General features: G+C 59.7%; 16 protein-coding genes and 1 riboswitch. Of the genes, 12 read left to right on the top strand and 4 right to left on the bottom strand.

What is annotated here, in order from left to right:
• The 6 genes from ACTJJ7_RS03410 to metH all read left to right on the top strand — a co-directional run bounded on the left by ACTJJ7_RS03410 (position 1) and on the right by metH (position 10133).
• Entirely contained in the window at positions 1–792 is a 792-nt protein-coding gene (locus ACTJJ7_RS03410; RefSeq protein ID WP_440965360.1) for a heme ABC transporter ATP-binding protein, read from the top strand.
• A 50-nt stretch (positions 793–842) separates the two neighbouring features.
• Positions 843–1053, top strand: a riboswitch (cobalamin riboswitch).
• Positions 1054–1161: 108 nt separating this feature from the next.
• Complete coding sequence (locus tag ACTJJ7_RS03405; protein WP_440965358.1) at positions 1162–4041, top strand: ribonucleoside-diphosphate reductase subunit alpha; 2880 nt, start codon at positions 1162–1164, stop codon at positions 4039–4041.
• Positions 4042–4094: 53 nt separating this feature from the next.
• On the top strand, positions 4095–5234 hold the full coding sequence (locus ACTJJ7_RS03400; protein ID WP_440965357.1) for a ribonucleotide-diphosphate reductase subunit beta: 1140 nt from the start codon (positions 4095–4097) through the stop codon (positions 5232–5234).
• A complete protein-coding gene (locus ACTJJ7_RS03395; RefSeq protein WP_440965355.1) occupies positions 5225–5449 on the top strand; it encodes a hypothetical protein in 225 nt (74 codons plus the stop codon). Before ACTJJ7_RS03400 ends, ACTJJ7_RS03395 begins: the two co-directional genes overlap by 10 nt.
• The gene (cobF, locus tag ACTJJ7_RS03390) at positions 5446–6210 is read left to right on the top strand and encodes a precorrin-6A synthase (deacetylating) (RefSeq protein WP_440965354.1); all 765 of its coding nucleotides are present in this window, start codon (positions 5446–5448) and stop codon (positions 6208–6210) included. The genes ACTJJ7_RS03395 and cobF overlap by 4 nt, the downstream gene beginning before the upstream one ends.
• Before the next feature lie 146 nt (positions 6211–6356).
• The gene (metH, locus tag ACTJJ7_RS03385) at positions 6357–10133 is read left to right on the top strand and encodes a methionine synthase (protein WP_440965352.1); all 3777 of its coding nucleotides are present in this window, start codon (positions 6357–6359) and stop codon (positions 10131–10133) included.
• Here metH and ACTJJ7_RS03380 read toward each other — a convergent pair.
• Positions 10118–10945, bottom strand: a complete 828-nt coding sequence (locus ACTJJ7_RS03380; RefSeq protein ID WP_245421064.1) for an AraC family transcriptional regulator — start codon at positions 10943–10945, stop codon at positions 10118–10120. The genes metH and ACTJJ7_RS03380 overlap by 16 nt on opposite strands.
• Positions 10946–11075: 130 nt before the next feature.
• Here ACTJJ7_RS03380 and ACTJJ7_RS03375 point away from each other — a divergent pair, with 130 nt between their 5' ends.
• The 5 genes from ACTJJ7_RS03375 (at position 11076) to ACTJJ7_RS03355 (ending at position 17681) form a co-directional block, all read left to right on the top strand.
• A complete protein-coding gene (locus ACTJJ7_RS03375; RefSeq protein WP_105733733.1) occupies positions 11076–12302 on the top strand; it encodes an MFS transporter in 1227 nt (408 codons plus the stop codon).
• 226 nt (positions 12303–12528) lie between these two features.
• Positions 12529–13410: a helix-turn-helix domain-containing protein gene (locus ACTJJ7_RS03370; RefSeq protein ID WP_105733732.1), complete on the top strand. Its 882-nt coding sequence runs from the start codon at positions 12529–12531 to the stop codon at positions 13408–13410.
• 175 nt (positions 13411–13585) lie between these two features.
• Positions 13586–15775 (top strand): TonB-dependent siderophore receptor, encoded by a 2190-nt coding sequence (locus ACTJJ7_RS03365; protein WP_440965349.1) that lies wholly within the window; start codon positions 13586–13588, stop codon positions 15773–15775.
• A gap of 221 nt (positions 15776–15996) precedes the next feature.
• Positions 15997–16923, top strand: a complete 927-nt coding sequence (locus tag ACTJJ7_RS03360; protein ID WP_105733730.1) for an ABC transporter ATP-binding protein — start codon at positions 15997–15999, stop codon at positions 16921–16923.
• The gene (locus ACTJJ7_RS03355) at positions 16920–17681 is read left to right on the top strand and encodes an ABC transporter permease (RefSeq protein ID WP_105733729.1); all 762 of its coding nucleotides are present in this window, start codon (positions 16920–16922) and stop codon (positions 17679–17681) included. The genes ACTJJ7_RS03360 and ACTJJ7_RS03355 overlap by 4 nt, the downstream gene beginning before the upstream one ends.
• A gap of 2 nt (positions 17682–17683) precedes the next feature.
• Here the strand turns inward: ACTJJ7_RS03355 and ACTJJ7_RS03350 are convergent, their stop codons facing one another.
• From ACTJJ7_RS03350 to ACTJJ7_RS03340, 3 genes are all read right to left on the bottom strand, one after another.
• Positions 17684–17878, bottom strand: a complete 195-nt coding sequence (locus ACTJJ7_RS03350) for a hypothetical protein (RefSeq protein WP_440965346.1) — start codon at positions 17876–17878, stop codon at positions 17684–17686.
• Between the two features lie 76 nt (positions 17879–17954).
• Positions 17955–18377: a hypothetical protein gene (locus ACTJJ7_RS03345; RefSeq protein ID WP_105733727.1), complete on the bottom strand. Its 423-nt coding sequence runs from the start codon at positions 18375–18377 to the stop codon at positions 17955–17957.
• A gap of 76 nt (positions 18378–18453) precedes the next feature.
• Positions 18454–19656, bottom strand: a complete 1203-nt coding sequence (locus tag ACTJJ7_RS03340; protein ID WP_440965344.1) for an MFS transporter — start codon at positions 19654–19656, stop codon at positions 18454–18456.
• A 98-nt stretch (positions 19657–19754) separates the two neighbouring features.
• Here ACTJJ7_RS03340 and ACTJJ7_RS03335 point away from each other — a divergent pair, with 98 nt between their 5' ends.
• Positions 19755–20681, top strand: a complete 927-nt coding sequence (locus ACTJJ7_RS03335; RefSeq protein ID WP_105733725.1) for a LysR family transcriptional regulator — start codon at positions 19755–19757, stop codon at positions 20679–20681.
• The last annotated feature ends 25 nt before the right edge of the window (positions 20682–20706 follow it).

Genomic DNA, 20706 nt, shown 5'->3' with positions numbered 1-20706 from the left:
ATGATCCGTGTTTCCAATGTCTCTGTCTCTCTCGGCCGAAGCAGGATTGTCGAGCATGTATCCTTCGATGCGGAGGCGGGCGCATTCTGCGTCATCGTCGGCCCCAACGGATCAGGCAAGACCACGCTGATGCGCGCACTCTCCGGCGACCTGCCGCATGAGGGTGTCATCAACATCAACGGTGTGCCGATCAACCGGCTGAAGCTCTGGCAGATGGCAAGCATGCGGGCGATCCTGCCGCAATCCACCTCGCTGTCCTTTCCGTTTACCGTGCGCGAGATTGTCAAGCTGGGCATGACCAGCGGCCGCTCCGGCGCCGCGCGGCACAACGTGGAAACGTTGCCGGACGAAGCGCTCGAACGGGTCGACCTCGCGGGCTTCGGCGGGCGGTTCTATCAGGAACTCTCCGGCGGCGAGCAGCAGCGGGTGCAACTGGCGCGCGTCCTCTGCCAGGTCTGGCAGCCGGTGCTGGACGGCCAGCCCCGCTTTCTTTTTCTCGATGAGCCGGTGTCGAGCCTCGATATCAAGCATCAGTTGATCATCATGCAGATTGCCCGCGACTTCGCCGATCGCGGTGGCGGGGTTATCGCGATCCTGCATGATCTCAACCTGACCTCCATGTTTGCCGACCGCGTCGTGGTTATGCACAGAGGGCGGGCCGATTCTGTGGGTACGCCCATGGAGGTCTTGACGGATGACCGCATTCTGCGTGTTTATGAATGTGCGCTCAAGGTCGGCGGTCTGCCCGGCAAATCCGTGCCGTTCGTGTTGCCGCAATCCGCAACGCTCTGAGCAAGCGAAGATGTCGCTATCTACCTATTGACTGTAGATGGCAATTTGATACTAAATATAGATGTTATGGTTCTCCCCGAGTCGCAAGACCGGGAGCTAAGAGGGAAGCCGGTGAGATGTCCTGGACATTGATGCCGGCGCTGCCCCCGCAACTGTAAACAGCGAGTTGTTGTCGACAATGCCACTGGAGCCCCGCTTCGGGAAGGCCGACACCAGCGCCGACCTGTGAGCCAGGAGACCTGCCATGACATGATGAACGTCCACGGGCGGGGTGTCCCGGTGTGTCGCTTGCAATGGTCGGCCGCAAGCTGACCGGATTCTTGCACGCGTGCGCTCGACCTTTGCCCCCAACATTTGGGGTATAAGCACATGTCTCTTTCTCTTGAAACCACTCGCACCGATGGACTTGCACCCATTCGTCACGGCGAAACACAATCTACGTCCGCCGAGCCCGGCTATCGTGTCATTCGCCGCAATGGCTCGGTTACCCCCTTCGACCCGCTGAAAATCACCGTTGCCCTGACCAAAGCCTTCCTCGCCGTTGAAGGCAATGTCGCCGCCGGTTCCCGCCGCGTGCATGATGTCGTCGAAGGCCTGACCACCGACATCGTGACAACGTTGAAGCGCCGCAGCAGCGAAGGGCGTCTGTTTCACATTGAAGACGTGCAGGACCAGGTTGAACTTGCCCTCATGCGCAGCGAAAACCACAAGGTTGCGCGCGCCTATGTTCTTTACCGGGAAGAACGCGCGCGAGAACGGGCGAAGCTGGTTGAACCGGTGGCCGAAACCGGCCCGTCGCTGAGCGTGACCCTGCCGGGTGGCACCAGGGCACCGCTCGATACGGTGCGTCTTGCCCGCATCATCGATGAAGCCTGCGAAGGACTTGAGGGGGTCAGCGCCGCGCCAATCCTCAGCGAAACCCAGCGCAATCTCTACGATGGCATTACCCTTGACGAGTTATCGCTTGCACCCATTCTGGCGGCGCGCACGCTGGTTGAAACCGAACCGAACTATGCCTTTGTCACCGCGCGGCTGCTTCTCGACAAGCTGCGCCGCGAAGCCTTGAGCTTTGTCTTCGGCAGGCCCGAACAGGCAACCCAGCATGAAATGGCGGAACGTTATGCCGATTACTTCCCGGCCTATGTGAAGGCTGGTATTGAAGCCGAACTGCTCGATCCGGAACTCGCCCGCTTCGACCTGCATAAAATTGCAGCGGCCCTGAAGCCGGAACGCGACTTGCAGTTCCAGTATCTCGGCCTGCAGACGCTGTATGACCGCTATCTCCAGCAGACGCGCGGCATCCGCTTCGAGCTGCCGCAGGCTTTCCTGATGCGCGTCGCCATGGGCCTTGCCACCCGCGAGATCGACCGGGAAGCGCGCGCCATCGAATTCTACAACCTCCTGTCATCCTTTGATTTCATGGCATCCACCCCGACGCTGTTCAATTCCGGCACATTGCGGCCGCAGTTGTCGTCCTGCTTCCTGACCACCGTTGCCGACGATCTCGACGGCATCTTCAAGGCGGTGAAGGACAATGCGCTCCTGGCGAAATATTCCGGCGGCCTTGGCAATGACTGGACGCCGGTGCGCGGTCTTGGCGCCCATATCAAGGGAACCAACGGCGAAAGCCAGGGTGTCGTACCGTTCCTGAAAGTGGCCAATGATACGGCCATCGCGGTCAACCAGGGCGGCAAGCGCAAAGGCGCGGTCTGCGCCTATCTCGAGACCTGGCATGTCGACATCGAGGAATTCCTCGATCTGCGCAAGAACACCGGTGACGACCGCCGCCGCACCCATGACATGAACACGGCCAACTGGGTGCCCGATCTGTTCATGAGCCGCGTGGAAAAGGACGAGCCGTGGACCCTGTTCTCACCCGACGAGACGCCGGATCTGCACGACCTCTATGGTGCGGCATTCAAATCCGCCTACGAGGCGTATGAAGCCAAGGCGGCACGCGGCGAAATCCGCGTCTTCCGCACCGTTCGCGCTCTGGACCTCTGGCGCCGGATTTTGACCATGCTGTTCGAGACCGGCCATCCCTGGGTCACGTTCAAGGACCCCTGCAATATCCGCTCGCCGCAGGGTCACGCCGGCGTCGTGCATTCCTCGAACCTGTGCACCGAGATTACCCTCAACACATCGAAGGATGAAGTTGCGGTGTGCAATCTTGGCTCGATCAATCTTGCCAATCACATTGCAGCCGAGGGCCTCGACCTTGAGCGTCTCGGCCGCACTGTGGCGACGGCCATGCGCATGCTCGACAATGTCATCGACATCAACTTCTACACCATCCCCGAAGCGCGCTCTTCCAACCTGCGTCACCGTCCGGTCGGCCTCGGGCTGATGGGGTTCCAGGATGCATTGCAGGCTCTGCGCATTCCCTACGCGTCCGATGAGGCCGTGGCTTTTGCCGATCTCAGCATGGAAGCCATTTCCTACCATGCCATTTCGGCATCGGTTGACCTCGCCAGCGAACGCGGCAGCTATCCAAGCTTCAACGGCTCACTCTGGTCGAAGGGCATACTCCCCATCGATTCCGTCGAACTGCTCGATCAGGCCCGCACGGCAGCCGGCGCCAGGCTTTCGATGGACCGCAGCACGACCCTTGACTGGGAAGTCCTGCGCAAGCGGGTGACGACAACCGGAATGCGCAATTCCAACACCATGGCGATTGCCCCCACCGCGACGATTTCCAATATTTGCGGCGTCGCCCAGTCCATCGAGCCCGCCTACCAGAACCTCTTCGTCAAATCCAACATGTCGGGCGACTTCACCGTCGTGAATGCCGCGCTGGTGCATGACCTGAAGCAGCGCGGGCTGTGGGACGAAGTGATGATTTCCGACCTGAAATATTTCGACGGCTCGGTGGGTGAAATCGACCGCATCCCCGCCGACCTCAAGGCGCTCTATGCCACGGCGTTCGAAATCGACAGTGCATGGCTGATCGAAGCAGCCTCGCGCCGGCAGAAATGGATCGATCAAGCCCAGTCGCTCAATCTCTATATTGCCAACCCGAGCGGCAAGAAGCTCGACGAGCTCTATCGCCTCGCGTGGAACAGCGGCCTGAAGACGACCTATTACCTGCGCTCGCGCTCGGCCTCGCACGTGGAAAAGTCCACGCTGAAAGGCACGGACGGCAAGCTCAATGCCGTCGCCGCCAAGCCGGTTGCCGAACCGATCATCCTGTCGGAGCCGGCCGGCAATGCCTGCTCGATCAACGATCCGGACTGCGAAGCCTGCCAGTAAGCGCGCAACCACGCCTGCCATAGATGCTTTGCAATGAATTGAAGGAAAAGACCATGCTTGACTGGACCAACACCGAAGCTGCCGCCAATGCGGCGCGCGCCATCCATCCCGCCCTCGCACCGGATCAGGCACCCGCCGCCGATGCGACAGGCCTTGGCGATATCGTGCGCGGCGGCGGCCGTGTGCGCGTCGATGACAAGGCGATGATCAATTCACGTGCCGACGTCAATCAGTTGCTGCCGCTCAAATATCACTGGGCCTGGGAAAAATATCTCAATGGCTGCAACAATCACTGGATGCCGACAGAGGTGTCGATGCAGGCGGATATCGCCCTGTGGAAATCCAGGGACGGGCTGACCGACGACGAACGGCGCATGATCAAGCGCAATCTCGGTTTCTTCGCGGCATCCGAGTCACTGGTCGCCAACAACATCGTGCTCGCCATCTACCGGCACCTGACCAATCCGGAATGCCGCCAGTATCTCTTGCGTCAGGCCTTCGAGGAAGCCGTCCATACCCACACGTTCCAGTATATTGTCGAAAGCCTTGGGCTGGACGAGGGCGAACTCTTCAACATGTATCGCGAAGTGCCATCGATCACCGACAAGGCGGCATGGGCGCTCAAGCACACGCAAAATCTCGACAACCCCGATTTCAAGACCGGCACACCGGAGATGGACCAGGCTTTCCTGCGCGATCTCGTCGCCTTCTATGTCATTTTCGAGGGCATGTGGTTCTATACCGGCTTTGCCCAGATCCTGTCGCTCGGCCGCCGCAACAAGATGGTCGGCATTGCCGAGCAATATCAGTACATCCTGCGCGACGAGAGCATTCACATGAATTTCGGTATCGACGTGATCAACCAGATCCGTCACGAGAACCCGCATCTGTGGACGAAAGCCTTTACCGAAGAACTGCGCGGGATGATCAGGAATGCGGCGGAACTCGAGGCGTCCTATGGCCGCGATACGATGCCGCGCGGTTTCCTCGGATTGAACGCTGCCCTGTGCGAAAGCTATATGCACTTCATCGCCAACCGCCGCTGCGCCCAGCTCGGCCTTGCCCAGGTCTTCCCCGACACGGACAATCCGTTCCCGTGGATGTCGGAGGCGATGGATTTGAAGAAGGAAAAGAATTTTTTCGAAACCCGCGTCATCGAATATCAGAACGGCGGAGCGCTGGCATGGGATTGATCAACAGGATGCCTGCTCCCGAGGATGTATTCGTTGCCTGGCTGATGCGGCAACCCAGGAATGGCGATCTCGTCGCTGCGGCCAGTGCCGAAGTGGCACGGCTGCGCCGCTATGCAAGCCATCCGGGCGCCAAACGGCTGCATGATCTCTTCTGCGCCCTGATCAGCGAGAAGAGAGCAGCGATGCGGCCGCAGAGTGTGCGGACAGCACAATGAAACGCAAGGTTCTCATCATCGGCATCGGGGCGGGAAACCCCGATTACGTCACCATTCAGGCGGTGAACGCGCTCAATCAGGTCGATGTCTTCTTCATCGCCGACAAGGGTGCCGAGAAGGAACAGCTTGCGCGCATCCGCCGCGAAATCTGCGAGCGCTTCATCACCGGCCACGACTACCGCATGGTCGATTTTGAAACGCCCGTCCGTCATAAGCCCTCTTCAACCTACCGCGCCAGTGTCGAGGAATGGCACGACAGGGTCGAAGCGGCCTATGAGCATCTGCTGCTCGAGGAGCTTGGTGATGACGAGTGCGGGGCGTTTCTCGTCTGGGGCGACCCCTCGCTTTATGACAGCACGCTGCGGATTCTCGATCGCCTTAATGCCAAGGGTGGCTTCGAGCTGGAATATGACGTGATACCGGGCATCACCGCCATTCAGGCGCTCACCGCGAAACACAAGGTGGTCCTCAATCGCATCGGCGAATCGATCACCATCACCACCGGCCGCAAGCTGGAGGAGGGGTTTCCCAACAATTCGGAAAGCATTGTCGTGATGCTTGACGGCGAGGGCGCGTTCAAGACCGTCAAGGAGGATGTCGATATCTATTGGGGCGCCTATGTCGGCACGCAGGACGAAATTCTTCTGTCCGGGCGGCTGCGCGATGTTGTCGATGAGATCGAACGCCTGCGCATGGTCGCGCGGCAGCAAAAAGGCTGGATCATGGATACCTATCTTCTGAAACGAACGGGAGAAAAATAGCGTTTCACGGCTGTCACGGCAGCGGCCGGACAGGACGCCGCAGCTGCGACAGAATTTGCCGTCAATGGAATTGATTTGTTGACATAAAGATATCTTTATGTGAGTTTACGTCTCCCATCCCAAGATGGCCAAGAGGCGTTTGAGTCATGAATATTGCAGTCGATAATCTGTTCGGTCCCCTGGGTGCTCCACGGGATGGCTCGGAGGTGTTTGAAGCGCTGACCAAGGCGGCGCGCGAACGCATCCTGATTCTCGACGGGGCCATGGGCACGCAGATTCAGGGTCTCAGCCTGAACGAGGACGATTTCCGCGGCGAACGCTTTGCCGACTGCTCCTGTCACCTGCAGGGCAACAACGATCTCCTGATTCTGACGCAGCCCCAGGCCATCGAGGATATCCACTACGCCTATGCCATGGCCGGCGCGGATATTCTTGAAACCAACACCTTTTCATCCACGACCATTGCCCAGGCCGACTACAGCATGGAGGAGGTTGTGTATGAGCTGAACCGCGATGGCGCGCGCCTTGCCCGCCGGGCCGCGATCAAGGCCGAACAGAAGGACGGCAAGCGCCGTTTCGTGGCTGGGGCACTCGGACCGACGAACCGGACTGCGTCCATTTCCCCTGATGTGAACAATCCCGGCTATCGTGCTGTTACCTTTGACGATCTGCGCACCGCCTATGCGGATCAGGTGCGCGGCCTGATGGATGGCGGCGCCGATATTATTCTCATCGAGACGATCTTCGACACGCTGAACGCCAAGGCAGCGGTGTTCGCCACGCAGGAAGTCTTTGAGGAAAAGGGCATTACCCTGCCCATCATGATTTCAGGCACGATCACCGATCTGTCAGGCCGCACATTGTCCGGGCAGACGCCGACTGCATTCTGGCATTCCGTGCGTCATGCGGAGCCCTTCACCATCGGGCTGAACTGCGCGCTTGGCGCCAATGCGATGCGCGCCCATCTCGCTGAAATCTCCAGCGTTGCCGACACGTTTGTCTGTGCCTATCCCAATGCCGGTCTGCCCAACGAATTCGGCCAGTATGACGAAAGCCCCGAGGCGATGGCCGAGCAGCTGGAAGGCTTCGCCAAAGAAGGCCTGCTGAACATCGTCGGCGGCTGCTGCGGTTCGACGCCCGATCACATCCGGGCCATCGCCGAGGCGGTTGGCAAATATCCGCCGCGGCAGATTCCAGAGATTTCCACCCACATGCGCCTGTCCGGCCTTGAGCCGTTCACGCTGACCAAGGACATTCCTTTCGTCAATGTCGGCGAGCGCACCAACATCACCGGCTCGGCCAAGTTCCGCAAACTGATCACCGCCGGTGACTTTGCAACGGCGCTCGACGTCGCGCGCGATCAGGTCGCCAATGGCGCGCAGATCATCGACATCAATATGGATGAAGGCCTGATCGACAGCGAGAAGGCGATGGTCGAGTTCCTGAACCTGATTGCCGCCGAGCCGGATATTGCCCGCGTGCCCGTCATGATCGACAGTTCCAAGTGGGATGTCATCGAGGCCGGTTTGAAATGCGTGCAGGGCAAGCCGCTCGTCAACTCCATCTCCATGAAGGAGGGGGAGGAGGCTTTCCTTCACCATGCCAAGCGCGTGCGTGCCTATGGTGCGGCTGTCGTCGTCATGGCCTTCGATACGGAGGGCCAGGCCGATACGCTGGAGCGCAAGGTGGAAATTTGCACCCGCGCCTACGAACTCCTGACCAGGGACGCCGGGTTCCCGCCCGAAGACATTATCTTCGACCCGAACGTGTTTGCGGTTGCCACCGGCATCGAAGAGCACAATGGCTATGGCGTTGCCTTCATCGAAGCGACGCGCCAGATCGTCGAAACGCTGCCGCACGTCCACATCTCGGGCGGCATCTCAAACCTGTCCTTCTCCTTCCGCGGCAATGAGCCCGTGCGCGAGGCCATGCACGCCGTGTTCCTCTACCATGCGATCCAGGTCGGCATGGACATGGGCATCGTCAATGCCGGACAGCTGGCCGTCTATGAATCCATCGATCCGGAACTGCGCGAGGCCTGCGAGGATGTCGTGCTCAACCGCCGCGACGATGCGACGGAACGGCTGCTGGATCTGGCCGAGCGTTACAAGGGATCGGCCGGCAAGGAAGCGCGCGAGCGTGACCTTGCCTGGCGCGAATGGAGCGTGGCGGAGCGCATTTCCCATGCGCTCGTCAATGGCATTACCGAATTCATCGATGTCGACACGGAAGAGGCACGGCTTGCGGCCGAGCGGCCGCTGCACGTGATCGAGGGTCCGCTGATGGCGGGCATGAACGTTGTCGGCGATCTCTTCGGTGCAGGAAAAATGTTCCTGCCGCAGGTGGTCAAGTCGGCCCGCGTGATGAAGCAGGCCGTGGCCTTGCTGCTGCCGCACATGGAAGCGGAAAAACTTGCCAATGGCGGCACGGGCGAACGCGAAAGCGCCGGCAAGGTGCTGATGGCGACAGTCAAGGGCGACGTGCACGACATCGGCAAGAATATTGTCGGCGTTGTTCTCGCCTGCAACAATTACGAGATCATCGATCTCGGGGTCATGGTGCCTGCGACCAAGATTCTGCAGACGGCGAAGGAGTTGAACGTCGATATCATCGGCCTTTCCGGCCTGATCACGCCGTCGCTCGATGAAATGGTGCATGTGGCGTCTGAAATGGAGCGGGAAGGGTTCAATATTCCGCTGCTGATCGGCGGCGCCACCACCAGCCGCGTGCACACGGCTGTCAAAATCAATCCGCGTTACCACAAGGGCCAGACCGTCTATGTGACCGACGCGAGCCGTGCGGTCGGCGTCGTCTCCCAACTTCTGTCGCCGGACACGAAGGCAAGCTTTGCCGATAATATCCGCAGCGAATATACGAAAGTTGCCGAGACCCATGCCCGCAACGAAGCGGACAAGCAGCGGCTGTCCCTTGAAAAGGCGCGCGCCAATGCGCACAAGGTCGACTGGTCAGGCTATACACCGCCAAAGCCGTCGTTCCTGGGAACGCGGGTGTTTGAAAACTATGATCTCGCCGAACTGTCGCGGTACATCGACTGGACGCCATTCTTCCAGACATGGGAGCTGAAGGGCCGCTATCCCGCCATTCTCGACGACGAACATCAGGGCGCAGCAGCCCGGCAATTGTTTGCCGACGCGCAGGCCATGCTGGCCAAGATCATCGATGAAAAGTGGTTCAATCCGAAAGCCGTCATCGGCTTCTGGCCGGCGGGAACTGCCGGCGATGATATCCGCCTGTTCACCGACGAGGGGCGCCAGAACGAGCTGGCCACACTCTATACGCTGCGCCAGCAACTGTCGAAGCGCGATGGCAGGCCGAATGTCGCCCTGTCGGATTTCGTGGCCCCAGTTGCCAGCGGCAAGCAGGATTACATCGGCGGTTTCGTCGTCACGGCCGGGTTCGAGGAAATCGCCATTGCCGAACGGTTCGAGCGGGCGAATGACGACTATTCATCCATTCTCGTGAAGGCCCTTGCCGACCGGTTTGCCGAAGCCTTTGCCGAGTTGATGCACGAGAAGGTGCGCAAGGAATATTGGGGCTATGCTCCTGACGAGGCGCTGCGACCGGACGAACTGATCGGCGAGCCCTATCGCGGCATCCGCCCGGCGCCCGGCTATCCCGCACAGCCCGATCACACGGAAAAGGACACGCTGTTCAGACTGCTCGATGCGGAAAGGCAGATCGGCGTGCGGCTGACCGAGAGCTATGCCATGTGGCCGGGCTCATCGGTTTCGGGCGTTTATCTCGCGCATCCCGAATCCTACTATTTCGGCGTCGCCAAGGTGGAGCGCGACCAGGTCGAGGATTATTCCGAACGCAAGGCCATGCCGGTCGAAGAGGTGGAACGCTGGCTCGGTCCGATCCTCAATTACGTTCCGGCACCGCGGGCTCAGGCGGCGGAATGAAGATAATTGCGGGGCGGGGCGCCCAGCATGCGTTTGAACATGGTGGTAAAAGCGGGAACGCTGTTGTAGCCAAGATCAAGCGCAACGCTCGTCACCGCTTCGCCTTCCGTCAGCCGCGGCAGCGCGGATAGCAGGCATGCCTGCTGGCGCCAGGTCGACAGGCTCAAACCCGTCTCGCGCCGGAAGAACCGCGTAAACGTGCGGCGGCTCATGCCGAGGCGATCGGCCCAGTTATCGATATTGGTGCGCGGGGAGGGATCTTTCAGAAAGCCCCGGCAAAGCGTTGCCAGCCTGGTATCGTCGGGAAAGGGCAGGCCGAGTGGACGCTCTTCCAGATTGGGAATCTCGTGCAGCAGCAGCCCCATCATGAAAGTCGTGCGCGGGCTTGCCTGCTCGGCGGCAGGCGAAGCCACAACCTCCCGGATCAGTGTGTCCATCAGCGGCGTCAGCGCCACCACATGCAAATGGCTTTTCAATCCGGCAACCGCAGCGGGGCGCACATAGATGGAGTGCATCGCGACATCACCCAGCATGTCAACCGCATGCCCGATTCCGGCGGGAAGCCACAAGGCATGATGCGGCGGCACCATCCAACGGCCGAATTTGGTCGTGACCATGACAACACCCGTCATCGCATGCAGCAGTTGCGACAGGCTGTGACGATGCTCGGGAACATGGCATCCCGTGGGATAATGCGCCAATCCGGCAACCACATCGCCTTTCGACTGTTCAAGCCACTCCAGCCGCTGCAGGTGCACACGCCCCAGATCAGTGCCGTGAAAACTCATCTCGGGAAATTTCAAATACAGCATGGTTTGGCCCACTTGCGAAAGAAATAGACCAAACCACGAAGGCAGGTTTTGTGCAACAGGTATATCAGAGGGAAGAAGGGTGACGCGACACGCGCAATCAACGCCCTCATTCTCCGATGGAACGCCCGATATGACCGATACTTCCTTGCCTGCACAGCGCTCTTCCGCTGAAATGACCGCCTTCGGCATCATCTTTGCCGTGAGCTTCTGCCATCTGCTCAATGACATGATGCAGTCCATGCTCTCGGCTATCTATCCCATGCTCAAGACCAATTACGGCCTCGACTTCAAGCAGATCGGCCTGCTGACGCTCACCTTTCAGGTCACAGCGTCCCTGCTGCAGCCCGTGGTCGGCACCTATACTGACAAACGCCCGATGCCCTATTCCCTGCCGGTCGGCATGGGCTTTTCGCTCGTCGGCCTCGGCCTCTTGTCGATCGCCACGCACTATTCGATGCTGCTGATCGGTGCTGCCTTCATCGGCATCGGCTCGTCCATCTTCCATCCGGAGTCGTCGCGCGTCGCGCGTCTGGCATCCGGCGGACGCCATGGCCTTGCCCAATCCCTGTTCCAGGTCGGCGGCAATTTCGGGACGGCGCTCGGGCCCCTGCTTGCAGCATTCATCATCCTGCCGCATGGCCAGCAGAGCATCGCCTGGTTCTCGGCAGCCGCACTGATCGGCATGATCGTGCTCTATCAGGTCGGCAACTGGTACCAGCGCTACCGCGCCGCCAATGCGAAAAAGCCGCCGGTCAGCCGCACGCTGAAGCTGCCCCGCCGCAAGGTGACGATGTCGCTGATCATTCTCACACTGCTGGTGTTCAGCAAGAACATCTATCTCGCCAGCATCTCCAGCTACTACACCTTCTACGTGATCCACAAATTCGGCATCACGGTGCAGCAGTCGCAGCTGATGCTCTTCCTGTTCCTCGGCGCTGCCGCTGTCGGCATCATCGGCGGCGGACTGGTCGGCGACAAGATCGGCGTCAAGACCGTCATCTGGTTCTCGATCCTTGGCGTCCTGCCGTTCACCCTGCTGATGCCCTATGCGAACCTGTTCTGGACCGGCGTGCTGACCGTGTTCATCGGCCTCATCCTGTCCTCGGCATTCCCGGCCATCGTGGTGTTCGCGCAGGAGCTGGTGCCCGGACGGGTCGGAATGATCGCCGGCATCTTCTTCGGCTTCGCCTTCGGCATGGCCGGAATTGCAGCGGCGGTTCTGGGGGTCGTTGCTGATAACAAGGGGATTGACTTTGTCTATATGGTCTGTTCCTACCTGCCGTTCCTTGGCCTGTTGACCATCTTCCTGCCAAGCATGCGTGAGGTGAAGGGCGAGCCAGTGGCAGCCCCCGCATAACAGGCAGCGCCAATGTTGCCATCCGGCGACAGTGGCTGAAATAACAGACCTCCGTCGCAACGGGTCCGGAACGCGCGCGTTCCGGACCCGGTTTCAATTGGCCCAACAATTCCAATAGTTAAAGATGATTTCTTTACTCATATTATATGCGCTGATCCAAAATCTTCTGGAAGCGTTCCAAATCATTGGTGTTGCCTGATATTCCCAATGGTTCTATGCGAATTGAATGACGTTTCAACCGCAGATGAATACCAAGATCAACGGCTTTTCCGTCGTCGGGGGCTTGCAGCAGCGCGCCTGGGACGGGGTGGTTGCCGATCTTTTCAGCGTGAATTGCGCTTCCGATGCCAGCGGACAATATGAGGCGAGGGATCCCCGGCTTTTCATCGTTCTCGACGGTCTGAACACGGGCACATTCAACGTGCGGCTGGATCCGCAGAGCAAGGATCTCGGCAGCGACGGCGTTGCCAATCCGATGTGCTATGTCCCGGCGGGAATGCCGCTTTGGTCCCGCCTGCGCGAGGTCAAACATATCCGCCACATCGATCTGCACTTCAATGTCAAAACATTGGTCAAACGCTTTGGCGGCGAGGTTGATCTTGGCGCGATCACACGGCCGCGGCTGATGTTTTCCGATCCGCGTATTCTGGCGCTGGCCAATCTCATGGCCGGGGAGTGCACCAATCCCGATCCATTGCATCCGCTTTACGGTGAGAGCCTGGCAATCTCGGTTTTCGCGCTGCTGTTTGATATCAAGGCGAAAACAGAGCGCAAGCGCAGCAAGCTCGCCCCCTGGCAGTTGCGCCGTGTCACCGGCTATCTCAATGACAATTGGATGCACGCGGTCCGCCTGCAGGAACTGGCTGATCTGACCGGATTGTCGCAATCGCATTTCAGCCATGCCTTCAAGGCTTCGACCGGCATGCCGCCGCACCAGTGGCAGATGAGCCTGCGCATCCGGCGCATCGAAGAGATGCTGCTGCGGACCGGTCACAGTCTCAACCACATCGCGGAACTTGCGGGATTTGCCGACCAGGCGCATTTCACCCGCGTGTTCCGCCAGCACACCGGCCTCACGCCGGCCGCTTGGCAACGCAGCCGCAAATAGGCCGGCAGCCCCGCCGGCGGCAATTTTGGCCCAAAAACATTCAAAGGCCGTGTTATCGGACAAGACCCGTGCTTATAGTTGAGTTAAATAGTCATAATATTTTAAGCACATGATGATACCGGCGCGGGTGCAGCGGCGTACGGTGTCATTATCCTTGGGTCTTTTGGGGCGACACATGACAAGACATAACCGGACGCGCTGGGCAAGGCTTCTGCTTGCCGGGACAACCCTCAGCATTGCGCTTCTGCCAATCACAGCCACGGCGGAAGAATCCATCGTCCTGAAGGAAATCGTCATCGATGGCGGCAACAGCACGGCAACCGGACCCGTCAACGGCTACGTTGCCAAGAAGACGACCGCCGGGTCGAAATCCGCCCTGCCAATCACAGCCATTCCGCAGTCCGTTTCCGTGATCGGCCGGCAGGAACTGCAGGATCGCGGCGTCAGGAAAGTCGATGAGGCATTGCGGTATACCCCAGGCATTACCGCAGCGCCCTTCGGCGAAGATCCCGACACGGACTGGATTTTCATTCGCGGTTTCCAGGCCACCCAGACCGGTATTTTTCTCGATGGCCTGCCGCTCTTCGGCTATGGCTTTGGCGGGTTCCAGATCGATCCCTTCATGCTCGAGCGGGTAGAGGTCCTCAAGGGCCCCGCTTCGGTTCTCTATGGCGGCGCCAATCCTGGCGGCATCGTCAACATGGTGAGCAAACGGCCGAAAAAGGATCGTTTCGGCCGTATCGAGACCGGAATCAACCAGTACGGCAATGCCTATCTCGGCGTCGATGTCGGCGACAGGATCGACGAAAACGGCGTCTGGACCTACCGCTTTACCGGACGGATTGCCGGCGGCGATCAGCAGACGGACTTTGCCGAAGACCTGCGCGGCATCATTGCGCCGCAGCTGACCTATGAACCGTCGGCGGACACCAAGATCACCCTGCATGGCTATTTCTCCGCCCTTGACCAGACCCATGCGGGCGGGGCGTTCCTTCCCTATGTGGGCACGGTGGTCGACGCGCCATTCGGCAAGATCAGCCGGGATGCGAATTTCACCGAGCCCGGCACCGACAATGGAAAATACAAGCAGGCAATGATCGGCTACAGCGTCGAGCACAGCTTCGACAGCGGCTGGAAGCTCAGTCAGAATGTCCGCTACGGCCACTTGACCAAGCAGGAAACCAACCCCTACCCCTATGGCTATGTCGATCCGGCCTATCCCTATGGCGGCGGCCCGAACCCGACAACGCCGGATAATCTCCTGTACCGCGTCGGCTTCAACCACGATACGAAGGTCGATACGTTCCTGATGGACAACCGAGCCGAAAAACAGTTCACCACCGGCGCGCTTGAGCACAATTTCCTGTTTGGCGTCGACTACAAATATTACAAGATCGATCAGGTGCAGGCATCCGGCGGCGCAACGCCGATCAGCGCCAGCAATCCGGTCTACGGCGTCCCGCAGGGTGCAACCAGCGTCTACCTCGATCAGGTTTTGAAGATGAACCAGATCGGTGTCTACACGCAGGATCAGGTGCGGTTCGGCGATGGCTGGCTGGTAACCCTCAACGGCCGCTATGACTACGTCAACATCAAATCGGAGTCTGCCAACGGCCCGTTCTTCCCGCTTGGTCCCACCTATGACGACAACAAGAGCGCTGTCAGCGGCCGCGTCGGGCTCGGCTATGAATTCTCCAACGGCGTGACGCCCTACATCAGCGCGGCAACCTTCTTCAATCCGGTGATTGGCGTCACCCTTGGCGAACCGCTGAAGCCGGAAGAGGGCTATCAGGTCGAGGCGGGTGTCAAATATGCGCCCGATTTCATCGACGGACTGCTGACTGCGTCCGTGTTCCAGATCACCAAGCAGAACGCGCTATCGCGCATTCCAGGTACCTTCATCGACACGCAGCTGGGCGAGGTCAAATCGACAGGGCTGGAACTGGAAGGCAAAGTCAACATCGACCAGAACTGGAAGGCCCTGGCATCGCTGACCGTGCTCGATATGGAGATCACTAGGGATGAGGACCCGGCATTGATCGGCAACTGGCCGACAATCGTTCCAAAAGTGTCGGCATCGTTCTGGTTGGACTACACGGTCGGCCAGGGGCCGCTGCAGGGGGTCAATCTCGGGGCGGGGGTCCGCTATCAGGGCGAGTCCTATGCCAACAAGTCCAACACGCTGAAGGTTCCCGGCGCCACCCTGTTCGACGCGGCCATCCGCTACGAGAAGGATAGCTGGGGCGTTGCCCTCAATGTCACCAACCTTTTCGACAAGGCCTACGTCAAGGGCTGCGACGGCGAGGCGGTCTGCGGCTATGGCGATGGCCGGACAATCACGCTCTCGGCCCATACCAAGTGGTGACGGCGCGACGCGCATAAAATACCGCCAAACCGGACACCCGCCATGCCCCCGCATGGCGGGTGTTCGCTTTAAGAGGCCTCCTGACTTGTTTTGTCAGGAGGTGGTTTGAAAACCCGTTTGGATCACCATATAAGGAAAACCATTCTTCCAACGACGGTTCATGCCTCCTCATTTATTCTTTCGGAGGCGTCGCAACCGAAAATTCCGTCCGGATAGACCTCATGTCCTCAGCCATATCGGTTTCCAATCTGCATAAAACCTATGATTCTGGGTTTGAAGCACTCAAGAACATCAATCTCGACATTCATCATGGCGAGATCTTTGCCCTGCTCGGCCCCAACGGTGCCGGCAAGACAACGCTGATCAGCACCATCTGCGGCATCGTCAATCCGACATCCGGGACGATCCTTGCCGATGGGCACGACATCCAGAAGGATTATCGTGCAGCGCGCACCAAGATCGGCCTCGTGCCGCAGGAATTGACGACGGATGCCTTCGAAACGGTGTGGAACACGGTGAGTTTCAGCCGCGGCCTGTTCGGCAAACCGTCCAAACCCAGCCACATCGAGAAGATTCTGAAAGATCTCTCGCTCTGGGATAAAAAAGACAACAGGATCATCACCTTGTCCGGCGGCATGAAACGCCGCGTCATGATTGCCAAGGCACTGTCGCACGAACCGGAAATCCTGTTCCTCGACGAGCCTACAGCCGGTGTCGACGTCGAGCTGCGCCGGGACATGTGGAATGTGGTCCGCGCGCTGCGCGAGTCCGGCGTGACCATCATCCTGACAACCCATTACATCGAGGAAGCCGAACAGATGGCGGACCGCATCGGCGTCATCAGCAAAGGCGAGATCATTCTGGTCGAAGAAAAGCACGAACTGATGCGCTCGCTGGGCAAGAAACAGCTTCGCCTGCATTTGCAGGAGGAGCATTCAGCCGTACCCGACACTCTGGCCAAGTACGGGCTCGAACTGGCCGCCAGCGGCAGCGAGCTGATCTACAGCTACGATGCGCATGAAGACAAGACCGGCATTGCCTCACTGCTCAAGGATCTGGACAAGGCAGGCATCGGGTTCAACGACATTCAGACGAAGCAAAGTTCTCTCGAGGAAATCTTCGTCAATCTGGTGAGGGAACGCAAATGAACCTTTACGCGATCCGCGCGATCTATCTCTTTGAAATGCATCGCACTTGGCGCACGATCATGCAGAGCATCATCTCGCCGGTCATTTCCACCAGCCTGTACTTTGTCGTCTTCGGTTCGGCCATTGGCGGGCGCATTCCCGAAATCAACGGCGTCAGCTACGGGGCGTTCATCGTACCGGGGCTGGTCATGCTGTCGCTGCTGACCCAGAGCATTTCCAACGCCTCCTTCGGCATTTATTTTCCGAAATTCACCGGGACGATCTACGAATTGCTGTCGGCGCCGGTGTCCTATTTCGAAATCGTCATCGCCTATGTCGGCGCTGCAGCGTCGAAATCGATCATTCTCGGCGTGATCATTCTGGCGACGGCTGCCCTGTTCGTGCCGATGCGGATCGAGCACCCCTTTGTCATGGTGCTGTTTCTCGTGCTCACCGCGGTAACCTTCAGCCTGTTCGGCTTCATCATCGGCATTTGGGCCGACGGTTTTGAAAAGCTGCAGCTGGTGCCGCTGATGATCGTCACGCCGCTGACGTTCCTGGGCGGCAGCTTCTATTCCATCGACATGCTGCCGCCGTTCTGGCGCACAGTCACCTTGTTCAATCCGGTCGTTTATCTCATCAGTGGCTTTCGCTGGAGTTTTTACGGCTTGTCCGACGTGCACATCGGAACCAGTCTCGCCATGACATCGGTGTTCCTCATCGTCTGCATCCTGATTGTGCGCTGGATGTTCAAGACGGGGTACAGGCTGAAAAGCTAGGCCTATTCTTCCCAGCGCTGGAAGGGATCGCGATCGTCAGTGGTATGATTGCGCTCCAAGGCACAGAGGAAGCCAGCCGGGATTTCCTCCGTCGTCAGCACGGCAAGGCGGGCCGGATCCGGCTCGACGAGAGGGGCCGGGCCACTTGCCGGCGCTGGCCGCTCGAACAACACTTTGACAGTCGGCCCCATACGCATTCCCCGTATCCTGCACGCACAAGTTCTGGCGAAGGCCTGCATGATGCAGGAAAGACCGGCCGGGAGTCGAGTCCCTTCAGTGGCCCCAGAATCCGTAGACAATGAGTGCCACGAACAGGGTGACAAAGGCGGCAAAGGCGATATGCAGTTTCACCAGGACGCTCTTGGTCCCCGATATTCTGGCGCGCAGCGGCCGGGTCTTTTCGGGACGGGACCGCAACCGCATCCGCGCCAGCATATCGTCGAGGGCCTTGCACCCGTCAAGCTCATCCTCATGCGAGGCGATGAAACGAAACAGTGCGGCATCAAACAGGAGGTAGCCGGTCAGCGCGAGGGTAATCAGGCCGCCCATCATCATCAGGGGCCACAATCCGGCAAGCACCGCGCCGCCCTTGTCGGCGACGAGTGATGTTGCCACCATCAGGACGCAGGTCAGAACGCCATAGGTCACCGCGCGATGCCTCAGACGATGGGCAAATTCAGCAGCGTCTTCCTCCATGGCGGTCCCTTCCGTCAGCCCCGAATGCATCGCATTCTATGGCTATTCCCGACCGGCCACAATCGGCGCCTTGATCTCACAGTTGAAAGCGGCGGAAGACGTTCCGCAGGAAAAGCGCATTACCGATTGCAACCACCCCTGCAATCGCCACCGGCATGGCGGCGGCCTGCCAGCCGCCCGCATCGACCAGGCTGCCCACAACCACCGGCCCGATCATCTGGCCAAGATTGCTGCCCTGCATCACGAGGCCGACGGACATGGCGCCAAGCTGCGGCTCCGGCACGGCCCGCGGTGCCGCCCCCATCATCGCCGAAGGCAGACAGCCACCAACGCCGGAAAAGACAACGCAAAGACCAAAGAGCAGTCCCGCGGGCAGGGGCAGGAGGAACACGGCGATCCCGGTGACGGTCATGACCGCACTTGCCGCGGCAAGAAGCAGCCATCGCGGCATTCCGCGCCGCAAGGCGATGCCTGCGCCGATATTGCCGGCAATATTGGCGGCAACGGCAAGCGCCGTCATCACGCCAGCTGCCGTATGCGGCACCCCGATGCGTTCAACCAGCAGGACCGGCAGAAAGCTGAACAGGGCAAAGAACTGCAGGCCGTACATGGCGAACATCAGCGCGAGCAGCAGCGGGCCCGCCGACGTGATTGTCCGGCCCGCATTGTTCATGAGGGTTCCGGGGGACAGTCGCGCCCTGTCCGGTGCCTCGCCCGGAACCAAAAACTGCAGCAGGATGGCAAAGAGGCATGCCACCGCCGCATTGGCAAACCAGAACAGGCGCCAGCCGTCAACGGCAAGACCGAGCAGAATTGCCAAGGCGATCCCTGCAGGCATGTAGCAGCTCCAGAAAGCAAAGATCAGATCGCGGTCCTCTCGTGCGGCAACGCGATTGAGAATCGCCGATCCGGCAATCACCACGAAGAGCAGGCCCGTTCCCTCGAGGACCCGGGCCGCCAGCAGGACATGGAAAGTGTCCGTCGACGCTCCGGTCGCGCTTCCCGCCGCGATGGCGACGAGACCGGCAACAATGAGATTTCTGTCGCCAAAACGTGTGATGGCCGCCCCGACAGGAATGCCGCCGATCACCGCCAGCAAGGCGAAGATCGACATCACCCATCCCGCCTGCTCCAGATTGAGGTGAAAATCACTGCGCAGGGCAGGAATGGCAATGGCCGCCTTGCCCACCTGCAGTGCCGCCACCACGCCGCTGGCAATGACGAGACTGGCGGAGATATAATCGGTTCTGGTCACGGGCAAGGTATTGATTTCAGTCATCTCGGATATCCGGCGGGTTGGCAGGACCCCAGGATGACACGGCAGTGTCATCGATGATATTGACAAAATATGCCTCAACATGATCGATTGAATAGATCATGCTGGATGCGCTGACCCTTGACCAGATGCGGATGTTTGTTGCCGTTACCGAAGCCGGCAGCTTTCGCGCCGCATCCGTACAGCTGGCGCGGGTGCAATCGGCGGTCAGCCACTCCATCGGCAGCATGGAAGCGCAACTCGGCGTCACGCTGTTTGACCGCTCCGGCCATCGCCCGGTTCTGACCTCGGAAGGCCAGGCCCTTCTTGCCGATATCAGGGCCATCCTGTTGAAGGTCGACACGATGCGGGCCAGAGCACGCGGATTGGGTGAAGGGCTCGAACTCGGCATTTCCATCGCGCTTGACCCGCAATTTCCCATTGAAATCGCCGCGCAGGCGCTGAAAACAATGCAGGATGCCTATCCCTCGGTCGGTGTGCGGCTGACAATCGCGCCCATGGGAGCACCCATCGCGGCCTTGCGCGAACGCCGTTGCACCATGGCGATCATGGCCCTCGACATGCCCGACCCGATGATCGAACTGGAAGAACTCGCCTTTCTCTGGCGGGTCGCTGTCGTTGCACGGCATCATCCCCTGGCGAGCCGGGCTGTAGAGGGCCCGGCCGTGACAGCGGTGGAGCTTGCCGATCACGTCCAGATCGTCGGCGAAGACCCCTCGCGCCTGACCGAAGGGCGTGACTTCCATGTGCTTTCCCCCCGAACCTGGCGGGTCAGCGACAATGACACCAAGCGTGTGCTGATCTTGAGCGGAATCGGCTGGGGCAACCTGCCGATCTGGCTGGTTGAGCGGGATCTGCAGGAGGAGCGGCTGGTGCGTGTGCCTACGGCTGAATATGGCGAGCACGGTGAAACGGTGCTGCGCGCCTACATAGCGCATCGTTCCGACGAACCGCTCGGGCCAGCGTCAAGACTGTTCCGCCGCGCGCTGATCGATCAGGTCCAGCACGGCAAGATGGCGCGGCCCTAGCCTTTCGTGCATTCCATAGCTTCTG

This window comes from Phyllobacterium sp. 22229 (assembly GCF_052056495.1).
Taxonomy (GTDB): Bacteria; Pseudomonadota; Alphaproteobacteria; order Rhizobiales; family Rhizobiaceae; genus Phyllobacterium; species Phyllobacterium myrsinacearum.
The sequence above is the reverse complement of the archived record's forward strand: the minus strand, read 5'-3'. Positions and strand labels throughout refer to the sequence as shown.